The organism is Streptomyces sp. NPDC001858, assembly GCF_053594615.1.
Genome location: NZ_JBSFEV010000018.1, coordinates 160,538 through 169,644, shown reverse-complemented (window position 1 = coordinate 169,644; position 9,107 = coordinate 160,538). Strand labels below are relative to the sequence as shown.

General features: G+C 70.9%; 8 protein-coding genes and 1 pseudogene. 5 read left to right on the top strand and 4 right to left on the bottom strand.

Annotation, left to right across the window (positions count from 1 at the left end; translation table 11 throughout):
• Positions 1 to 300 (top strand): annotated as a pseudogene (locus ACWCPF_RS24785) (hypothetical protein); the annotation flags it as partial.
• Between the two features lie 138 nt (positions 301 to 438).
• Here ACWCPF_RS24785 and ACWCPF_RS24780 read toward each other — a convergent pair.
• Together ACWCPF_RS24780 and ACWCPF_RS24775 are read right to left on the bottom strand one after the other, a co-directional pair.
• Positions 439 to 2,100 (bottom strand): acyltransferase, encoded by a 1,662-nt coding sequence (locus ACWCPF_RS24780; RefSeq protein WP_451047255.1) that lies wholly within the window; start codon positions 2,098 to 2,100, stop codon positions 439 to 441.
• 144 nt (positions 2,101 to 2,244) lie between these two features.
• On the bottom strand, positions 2,245 to 2,670 hold the full coding sequence (locus tag ACWCPF_RS24775; protein ID WP_451047254.1) for a tautomerase family protein: 426 nt from the start codon (positions 2,668 to 2,670) through the stop codon (positions 2,245 to 2,247).
• Between the two features lie 164 nt (positions 2,671 to 2,834).
• Between ACWCPF_RS24775 and ACWCPF_RS24770 the strand changes: the two genes are divergently transcribed.
• Positions 2,835 to 3,317 carry a winged helix-turn-helix transcriptional regulator gene (locus ACWCPF_RS24770; RefSeq protein WP_451047263.1) on the top strand — a complete coding sequence of 161 codons (483 nt, stop codon included), beginning with the start codon at positions 2,835 to 2,837 and terminating at the stop codon, positions 3,315 to 3,317.
• Between the two features lie 113 nt (positions 3,318 to 3,430).
• Here ACWCPF_RS24770 and ACWCPF_RS24765 read toward each other — a convergent pair whose 3' ends face one another.
• Positions 3,431 to 4,591 carry an NAD-dependent formate dehydrogenase gene (locus tag ACWCPF_RS24765; protein WP_451047253.1) on the bottom strand — a complete coding sequence of 387 codons (1,161 nt, stop codon included), beginning with the start codon at positions 4,589 to 4,591 and terminating at the stop codon, positions 3,431 to 3,433.
• Positions 4,592 to 4,696: 105 nt separating this feature from the next.
• Complete coding sequence (locus tag ACWCPF_RS24760) at positions 4,697 to 5,629, bottom strand: LysR family transcriptional regulator (protein ID WP_451047252.1); 933 nt, start codon at positions 5,627 to 5,629, stop codon at positions 4,697 to 4,699.
• A gap of 660 nt (positions 5,630 to 6,289) precedes the next feature.
• Here ACWCPF_RS24760 and ACWCPF_RS24755 point away from each other — a divergent pair.
• The 3 genes from ACWCPF_RS24755 (at position 6,290) to ACWCPF_RS24745 (ending at position 9,051) form a co-directional block, all read left to right on the top strand.
• The gene (locus ACWCPF_RS24755; RefSeq protein WP_451047251.1) at positions 6,290 to 6,970 is read left to right on the top strand and encodes a cysteine hydrolase family protein; all 681 of its coding nucleotides are present in this window, start codon (positions 6,290 to 6,292) and stop codon (positions 6,968 to 6,970) included.
• Between the two features lie 75 nt (positions 6,971 to 7,045).
• Positions 7,046 to 7,705, top strand: a complete 660-nt coding sequence (locus ACWCPF_RS24750) for an MSMEG_1061 family FMN-dependent PPOX-type flavoprotein (RefSeq protein WP_451047250.1) — start codon at positions 7,046 to 7,048, stop codon at positions 7,703 to 7,705.
• Positions 7,706 to 7,902: 197 nt separating this feature from the next.
• Positions 7,903 to 9,051 (top strand): RNA polymerase sigma factor, encoded by a 1,149-nt coding sequence (locus ACWCPF_RS24745; RefSeq protein ID WP_451047249.1) that lies wholly within the window; start codon positions 7,903 to 7,905, stop codon positions 9,049 to 9,051.
• Positions 9,052 to 9,107 lie beyond the last annotated feature (56 nt).

The window sequence follows — 9,107 nt, the reverse complement described above, 5'->3', positions numbered from 1 at the left end:
GTCAGTCTCGCCTCGATCCTCCTGCTGATCCTCGGCAACAGCAGCAGCGGCGGGATCATGCCGGCGGCCTACCTTCCGGGTTGGCTGCGCCCGCTGTCCGAGATCCTGCCCGTCGGGGTGGGCGTCCGGGCGATGCAGGGCCTGTCCCGGTTCCAGGACGACGGCCTGGCCCGCGCCCTGGTGATCCTCCCGGTGTGGGTGCTCGGCGCGGCCCTGGTGCTCTACCTGAAGGACGTCTTCCGGCGCGAGCCTCCGACCGTTGCGCGAGAGCAGTACGAGCCGCAGCCCGCGGCGGGCTGACCCCGGCGCGGCCTCAGGCCGACCGCGAGGCGATCGGTGAGGCTTTGCCCTGCGTCCAGCACCGCCGGGACGCACCCGGCGGTGCTGCCCCGGCGCCGCCCGCCGGGGGTCAGCCGATGTGCCGGTCAGCTCCGGGGGTCAGGTGATGAGCCGGGGCGGCTCGGGGCGGTGGACGCCGCGCGGGCGGTAGCCGAGGTCGTCGGACCGGCCCAGCAGGTCGGCCAGGTACCAGACGATGGCCAGCCACATCTCGGTGCCCTGGAGGCCCGGCTCCAGCCCGGGCCCGGCGGTCCCGGGACCGAAGCCGAACCCCTTGCCGTCGCACCAGCGCGACAAGGCCGCAGTCAGCTGTCCCTCGGCCCAGGCGCGAATCTCGGCCGTACGATAGCCCTCTCCCCCGGTCCCCGTCCCGAGCTGCCGGGTGCACAGCCACAAGGGGTGGACGACGTCCAGCACATTGCAGGCGTTCTCCCGCGCCGACCCGAAGTAGCGGGGGTCGCGGGCGTGGTCCAGGACCGAGTCCACGACCCGATGCGGATGCGGGACCGGCAGCCCGAACTGGGCGAACGAACCACGCGTCAGCCGGTAGTAGCCGTTGACGACCTGCAGCCGCCCGGCCTCCGCCGACGGACTGCCCCACATGCCGCTCCATGGATCGTTCCGGGTCAAGAGCCAGCCGAACAGCGCCTCCAGAGCACCGCTGTCCTGCTCGCCGTGCCGCTGGTTCCAGCGAGCGGCGGTGGCCCAGGCGTCGATCCACGCCCCGGCCTCCCACGCACCGTCCTGCCACGGCAATCCGTCCAGGCGCGCGACGAGTTGAGATGCCGACATGTCCCGGACCCCGCACACGGGATGAAGGAAGGAGGAGCCCAGCAGATCGAGCGCGTATCCGACCGACAGGATGTGGTAGAGCTCCTCCCCCTTGCCGACGAAGCCGTCGGCGTCCGCCGTCGGAAGCGGCTTGCCGAACTCCGGGACGAGGCCGGTGTCCGGCTCCTGGAGCGATCGCAGCCGTCTCATGTGCTCGTCGGCGGACAGTTGCCCCGGCACCGAGCTCAGCAGCAGGTCGGCGATCTCCACGGCGTCGCAGTGGGCCCGTACGGTGGGCGCCGTACCGGGGCGGTCGACGTAGTGACCGCCGTCCCAACAGCGGTCGAGGAGGTCGGCGGCCTGTGCGCGGGCGGTGTCGGCGAACCGGGCAAGGGGGTGGCTCCGAGGTGCCGCGGCGGGAGCGCTCCGCCGATCGCGCAGGGGGCGTGCCGGGTTCCCCGCGGCCATCGTCCAGGCCGGAAGATCTTTCGTCACCACCGCTCCGGCGCCGATGACGCAGTGGTCGCCGATGGTCACCCCGTCCACCACGACCACGTGGGATCCGATCCACACATCGTCGCCGACCTTGATCCCACTGCTGGTGAGCGGTTGTCGGAAGACCGGGCGGTCAGGAGCCATGGAGTGGTTGAAGCCAAGCAGTGAGGTGTGCGCGCCGATCCGCACACCGTCGCCGAGGACGACCGTGCCGCGCACCGTGGTGAAGGGGTTGAGCGTGCAGTCCGGACCGGTGGTCAACTCTCCGGTGACATAGGCATGAGCGGCGATGTACGAGTCGTCCCCGAGCCGCAGCCGGTCGGGGAACACCGCGGCGGACTCGGCGACGTAACACCGTTCCCCGATTTCGCTGTCCCCGGCGATCGCCTCCTGCCGCTCCCGCTGGGCAAGCCGCTGCTCCTCGCTCGCGGACTCGGCGAACAGCCAAGGACAGTGGTCGAAGTGCCGTACGAGCACCTGCTGTTGCTGATCCATAAGGCGAACGCTAGGCAGAGGAACGTCCGTGCGGAAGGGCGGGTGTGCGTGCGCAGGCCCGGTCGCGGCGAACCTGGCGGGCGCACACCGGCGATCCGATGGCGGCGCGGTCCGTCCGTTCCGGGGACGGTACCGGCGGCGCGATCAGAATGCGGACGCCGAGTTGTTCTCGGCCCAGAGCTTCTCGGCGTCGGAGCCTGCCGGGGGCGGCGCGAACCCGTTGATCATCCAGAGGTCGTCGCTGGTCTCGTCGATGTGGAACTCCCAGTGCAGCCCTGCGGTCCGTTCGAGGTGGGGCTGGAGCATGCTCTTGACCCACTGAGCGGTGCGGCGCCGGCTCTCCCGGTCGGGGTTGTGGCGGGCGATGTGGTCGATGGCGATGCGGACCCCGACCGGGGTGGGCTCCCCGCCGACGTAGAAGTCCTCGGGCCGGGTCTCGTGGAACAGCGTGACCACGTAGAACCGGGGCAGCCCGGCCTTTTCGTAGTGGTCGGCAATGTGGGAGGCGAGTCGATGCTTTTCCGCGTCGGTGAAGATTCCGGGCGTGTGATGAATGGTCCACAACGGCATGGCGGTTCGCGTCTCCTCAAGTGTCGGGGTGGGGCGTCACCGGGCGGCCGAGAAGGTCAGGTGCCCGGCGTGCCTGCATCTCACCTGGCTAACGAGGTCGTTAGTGAGATGGAATCACGCGCGGGCTGGATAACGCAATCGTTAGTTACACTGGCGGGGTGGCGATGAAGTTCGAGGAACGGATGCGCGACCGGGATGCCTGGTCGATCGGCGACGGATGCTCGGCGGGCCGGGTGCTGGACCTGCTCAACACCAAGACGGTGTTCCTGGTGGTCCGCGAATGCTTCTACGGCACGACCAGGTTCGAGGACTTCGTGGAGCGGATCGGGACCTCAGCGCCCGCAGTGTCACGGGCGCTGAAGCAGCTGAAGGCCGCGCAGATCGTTGCGCCCGTTCTCTACCGGGACCCGGGGCGCCGGGCCCGCGACGAGTACCGGCTGACCGAGGCCGGCGAGGACCTGCTGCCGGTGTTCCTGTCGCTCATGCAATGGGGCGACAAGCACCTGCAGGAAGGCCGCCCGCCCCTGTCGTTCGTCGAGGCGGACACCGAACGTCCGATACGGGTCCGCGTAACCGCCGACCCGGCGCCGGAGACGTCGTCCGACGACATCGAGATCCGGCTGAACCCCGCCTGGCGGCGCGGCTAGCGAACCGCCGGTCGGGGGCGAGACCGGGCGCGGTGGCCTCCGTTGCCTTCGGCGTGTGCTGGTGGTGGGCGGAGAGGCCGCCGTCCGGGTGGGCGGACGGCGGCCTCCGCGGTTCAGTTGCTGACCGAGTAGGAGTGCGCGCCGGTTCCGGCCAGACGGCCGCCGTCGACGATCAGGTACTCGTCGCGGATCGGGCGGCCCGCGAGCCAGGACTCCAGGATCTCGCGGGTGCCCGCGGCGTAGCGGGCCTGGGCGGAGAGGGAGGAGCCGGAGATGTGCGGGGTCATGCCGTGGTGGGGCATGGTGCGCCAGGGGTGGTCGGCGGGGGCCGGTTGGGGGTACCAGACGTCGCCCGCGTAACCCGCCAACTGGCCGCTGCGCAGGGCGCGGTCGATGGCGTCCCGGTCGGCGATCTTCGCGCGGGCCGTGTTGATGAGATAGGCGCCGCGCTTCGTCTTCGCGAGCAGTTCGTCGCCGAAGAGGCCTTCGGTCTCGGGGTGGAGCGGGGCATTGATGGTGACGACATCGCAGTGCGGGACCATGTCGGCGGCGCTCTCGTGCCAGATCAGCCCCAGCTCGCGCTCGATGTCCTCGGGCAGCCGGTGCCGGTCGGTGTAGTGCAGTTCGACGTCGAAGGGCGCGAGGCGGCGCAGGACGGCGAGGCCGATGCGGCCGGCGGCGACCGTGCCGACGTGCATGCCTTCGAGGTCGTACGAACGGGCCACGCAGTCGGCGATGTTCCAGCCGCCGTCCAGCACCACCTGGTGCGAGGGCAGGTAGTTGCGGACGAGCGACAGCGTCATCATCACCACGTGCTCGGCGACGCTGATGCTGTTGGAGTACGTCACCTCGGCGACGGTCACTCCGTTCGCGACGGCCGCGTCGAGGTCGACGTGGTCGGAGCCGATGCCGGCGGTGATCGCCAGCTTGAGGTTCGGCGCGGCGGCGATCCGCTCGGGGGTGAGGTACGCCGGCCAGAACGGCTGCGAGATCACGACGTCCGCATCGGGCAGCTCCCGGTCGAAGACGGAGCCGTCGCCGTCCTTGTCGGAGGTGACGACCAGGGTGTGCCCGGCCTTCTCCAGAAAGGTGCGCAGGCCGAGTTCGCCGGAGACGCTGCCCAGCAGATGGCCCGGGGTGAAGTCGACGGCCTCGGGGGTGGGGGTGGTCTGGCCGCCGGGGTAGCGGTCGATGGCGGGGAGGTCGTCGCGGGCGTACGTCGTCGGGTATCCGTCAGTGGGGTCGTCGTACAGGACGCAGAGCACCTTGGCCATGTGTCGGCTCCTCAACTGGCGTTGCGGGAAGGTGCTGTTCACGTTCCTCGCCATGAAACGCCCTGGTCAAAGCGATCCTGGCTATAGCCGTATAGGCGGCGGCTATCACCCGTGTCCGTCGAGGTACGTGCGCAGGAGCTCGTCCAGGGACTTTCGGACGTCAGCGGCCCGGGCCACCGCCAGCAGCGCCCCGGCGAGCACGGAGGGCGGGTCGCCGGGGCCGGTCACCAGTCCTACGCGCGGGCCGTGCGCGGGGCGGTCCAGCGGCACCACGCGCATGCCGTCGGGTACGCCGAACATGTGCAGCCACGCGTGGGAGATCACGCTGGACCAGCGCCCGCCGGGCAGCTGGGCGTAGAGCCCGGCGACGGTGTCCGACTCGATCGTGGGGACCGCCGTGGCGCCGTCCGCGGCGAAGCACTCGTCGATGATGCGGCGGTTGCGCATCCGTGGGCCGAGCAGACACAGCGGGAGGACGGCGGCCTGCGCCCAGCTGACGGTCGGCGTTGCCGCGAGGGGGCCGTCGGCCGGGGTGAGCAGGACGTACCGCTCCTCGTACAGGGGCAGACGTCCCAGGCCGGCCAGCGCCTCGTCGTCGAGGTACGTCATCGCCGCGTCCAGTTCGAACTCGGCCAGCCCGTGCGTGATCTCGGTGGAGGACAGGGACTCGATGCTCACCCGTGCCCGTGGGTGAGCATCGCAGAACGGGTTCGTCAGCAAGGACGCGGTGGGGAGCGCCGTGGGCACCACGCCGAGGCGGAGCGTGCCGGCCAGCCCGTCGCGCAGCGCCGACAACTCCTGCCGCAGTCCGTCGCGTTCGGCGAGGATGCGGTGCGCCCACGCGAGCACCACTTCGCCCTCCGGCGTGAGCCCTTCATAGCGTCTGCCGCGCCGCACGATCGGCACGCCGAGCTCGTGTTCCAGGCGGCGGATCGCCGCGGAGAGGGACGGCTGGGAGACGTAGCAGGCTGCCGCCGCGCGGACGAAGTGACGCTCGCGGGCGAGCGCGACCAGGTACTCCAGCTGACGCAGCAGCATGTGCGGCTCCCTAGGGTTTCGGTGTGCCGACGTACAGCATTGGGCAGGCCGCGCGTCTGCGTGACGCCCGCGTCGGTACGCGCGCCGAGATCGAGTCTTGAGTCCGGCGTCGGGTGATTCTCGTTTCAGCCTGTGAGCAGGATCAGGGGTATCGGGTGGCCGGGCTGCCAGTCGGGGGCGGCGAGGGCGTCGGCGAGAGCGGCTCCGTGCAGGAAGGCGGGGCGGTGGCCGCCGACGGGGTGGGCGGTGGCGCCGTCCCAGGTGACCGGGATCAGGCGGGTGCGGCCGGGGCCGTGCGGATGTCGCCGGTGCGCGGGATGCGGAGCAGGTCCGGCAGGGGGCGTCCGGTGAGCGGGATGCGGAGCAGGTCCGGCAGGGGGCGTCCGGTGAGCGGGATGCGGAGCAGGTCCGGCAGGGGCGTCCGGTGAGGCCGGCCAGGAGCGGGGCGAGGAGCGTGTGGGCAGCGGTCAGGGCGGCGTACGGGTTGCCGGGGAGGCCCACGACCCTCCGCCAGCGCCGTCTCGGACGGGGTGCCGGGATCGCGACAGCGCTGACCGCCTCCGTCCGGCCCTCGTCCAGCCGCGTGATCGGCGCCGCATCGGCTTCCTCCACCAGCACGCCCCTCGGTACAGCACCGGGCCGACCACGTGGGGTCGCGTCATGACGACGGCTGAGCCCGGTCTCCAAGACCCCTACACCGCACCGCGCTTCGCGACATCCGCCCTGATCACGATCGACGTGCAGCGCGACTTCCTCTCCGAAGCCCCGTACGGAGTGCCGGGCACCACGGAGATCCTCCCCGCACTGCGGCGGACCGTGTCCGCCTTTCGCGCCGCGGGACGACCGGTCGTGCACGTCGTGCGCCTGTACGAGGAGGGCGGGGGCAACGCCGACCTGGTACGGCGGCAGTTGCTGGAGTCGGGGGTGCGGATCGCCGCGCCGGGCACGCCGGGCAGTGAGCCGGCCGACGGCATCCTCCCCGACGGAGCGCCCGCGCTGGATCCGGAGTTGCTCCTGTCGGGCCGGCCTCAGCGGCTGGGACCGTACGACTACGCGGTCTTCAAGCCCCGCTGGGGCGCCTTCCACCGCACCTGCCTGGAGGAGCTGCTGCGTGAACTCGGCGTCGACACACTGGTGTTCGCCGGCTGCAACCTGCCCAACTGCCCGCGGGCGAGCATCGTGCAGGCATCCGAGCGGGACTTCCGTATCGCACTGGTGCGGGACGCGGTCTCCCGGGTGACCGACTCGGCGCTGTCCGAGCTGGCGGGGATCGGCGTCCATCTCCTCGACGCCGCCGCGCTCGAAGCACGGCTTGCCGAACCGACCGAAGTCGCCGACTGACCGCCCGAGTCCCTACGCTCACCGACCGAGATCAATCAATCGCAGGTCGGCCCTGGCCCATTAGGGTCGGGGGACATGACGACACCTCTTACCGGCAGCGCCTTCGACTCGCTCCGCCTCGACGCCGTCCCCGACCAGGAGGCGCTGCGCCGGGTCTACGCACTCCCCAGCGACGCGGCTGTGCGGAAACAGATGACCGAACTCACCGAGCAGACCCGGCGGTTGATCGGCTGCTCATCGCTGGTCCTGGTCGCCAGCGCGGACGCCGAGGGCAACTGCGACGTCTCGCCGCGCGGCGGCCCCGCCGGGTTCGTCGCCGTCCTGGACGCACGGACGGTGGCGATACCGGACGCGACCGGCAACAAGCGTCTGGACACCCTGCAGAACGTCATCGCCACCGGACGGGCCGGGCTGCTGTTCGTCATTCCGGGACGCACCACCACGCTCAGAGTGAACGGCCGGGCCTGCGTCTCCACCCGCCCGGAGCTGCTGTCGCAGCTGACCGCCGTGGGCAAGCCACCGGCCAGTGCGCTGGTGCTGGGGATCGAGGAGGTCTACCCGCACTGCCCCAAGTCACTGCTGCGCAGCGGAGCTTGGAAGCCGGAGCAGTGGCTGTCGGCGGACGCCCAGCCCGCCTCGGCCGAGGTGACGCTGGCCCAGCTGCGGATGCCGGAGCTGACGATCGCCGACATCGAGCAGGCGGAGGCGGACTCGCTGAAGTACCGGTACGAGTAACGGACCGACCTGCCCTTGCTGAACCACCAGCCGGCCGAGTCCCGGGCCGCTGACCGAGGCCGCCGTCTCTACCGCCCTGCGGCCCTGCTCTACTACTCTGCGACGCACGGCACGGCACGGCCCCGGCCACGGCCGGGCTGCTGCGAGGTGACGCCGCCGGGGAAGCGCACGCAGGGGTAGTGCACCTACCTACGGCCATGGACGCCATGACTTATGCCTCGGGTCCGATTCTCCAGTCGTATGACAGAGGCACCGGTGCCGGTGTTGCGGTCAGACTTACAACACGTTCCGGCTGGCAGGCCAAAGATGCTCCTGTGCAGCCGGTCCGCACGGCTGTGGCGAACGAGCGCACCGACAAGTCCGACGCACGTACCCCCTCACTGGTATTGGAGCTCCCCATGCCCGACACCTCACCTCACTCCACCGCACCCAAGTTCGCCGTCGTCACCGGCGGAACCGGGGCCGTCGGCGGAATCGTCGTCCGCACTCTGGCGGAGCGCGGCCCTGTCGTGAGGGCTCTGGACGGCGCCGGCGACACCCCCGGCGACCGGTCCAGCGCCGAGGATGCGGGGTGTCGCAGCACGCCGCGTCCTGGCCGAGAACGACCGAGCACCGTCCGGGGCCTGCCGTCCCTCCGCATCCCTGTCGCCGACAGCGCGGACGACGAGATGGCCACCTCGGCGAACACCGGCACTTCGGACGGCCCTGCCGCCACCGCGGCGGATCCGGCCGAGCTCTTCGCGCTCTTCCACGAGGCGACCATGCCGTTCCTCAACCGGTTGTACGCGGCCGCGGAGCAGCTGACCCGCGATCGCGACAACGCCACGGACCTGATTCATGCGACCTACCTCAGGGCTTTCGAGTCCTTCGGGACCTTGACCTGGCAGACGGATGTCAGGGTGTGGATGTTCCGGTTGCTGGCTGAGACCGCGCTCGATGCCCGCGGCGAGCGACAGCGCCCGGCGCGCTCGGGTTCTCCGCTGCGACGCTCCGTCGGCCGGTTGCCGGAAGACGCAGAGCGCCCGACGTTGCATGTTCCCCAGACCGCCGAGGCGCAGGCCGTGGGCCGGCTGTCGGAGCCTGCGGTGAAAGTCGCACTGGAGCGGCTCCCGCGGAAGCTCGCCATCGTTGTCTACCTGGCCGACGTCGAAGACTTCTCCTACCTGGAGATCGCGGAGATCCTGAGCATCCCGCCGAGCACCGTGAAGTCCCGGTTGCACTACGGGCGACGGTGTCTGCACGGGCTGCTCACCGACCCCGCACGCCAGCGCGGGCTGCTGTTCCACACGATCAACGGCTCCGGCGAAGACTCGGTCGCGCCGGGATGGCAGGCATTGGGCGCCTGAGCGCTCCGCCGGCAGTGGCGCGATGTGCCGTCGGCGTTCTGCTGCGGCGCCGTCGT

Excerpts from the sequence above, each read along its gene's own strand:
- ACWCPF_RS24780 (WP_451047255.1), bottom strand. The coding sequence starts at position 2,100 with ATGGATCAGCAACAGCAGGTGCTCGTACGGCACTTCGACCACTGTCCT.
- ACWCPF_RS24775 (WP_451047254.1), bottom strand. The coding sequence starts at position 2,670 with ATGCCGTTGTGGACCATTCATCACACGCCCGGAATCTTCACCGACGCG.
- ACWCPF_RS24770 (WP_451047263.1), top strand. The coding sequence starts at position 2,835 with ATGAAGTTCGAGGAACGGATGCGCGACCGGGATGCCTGGTCGATCGGC.
- ACWCPF_RS24765 (WP_451047253.1), bottom strand. The coding sequence starts at position 4,591 with ATGGCCAAGGTGCTCTGCGTCCTGTACGACGACCCCACTGACGGATAC.
- ACWCPF_RS24760 (WP_451047252.1), bottom strand. The coding sequence starts at position 5,629 with ATGCTGCTGCGTCAGCTGGAGTACCTGGTCGCGCTCGCCCGCGAGCGT.
- ACWCPF_RS24755 (WP_451047251.1), top strand. The coding sequence starts at position 6,290 with ATGACGACGGCTGAGCCCGGTCTCCAAGACCCCTACACCGCACCGCGC.
- ACWCPF_RS24750 (WP_451047250.1), top strand. The coding sequence starts at position 7,046 with ATGACGACACCTCTTACCGGCAGCGCCTTCGACTCGCTCCGCCTCGAC.
- ACWCPF_RS24745 (WP_451047249.1), top strand. The coding sequence starts at position 7,903 with ATGGACGCCATGACTTATGCCTCGGGTCCGATTCTCCAGTCGTATGAC.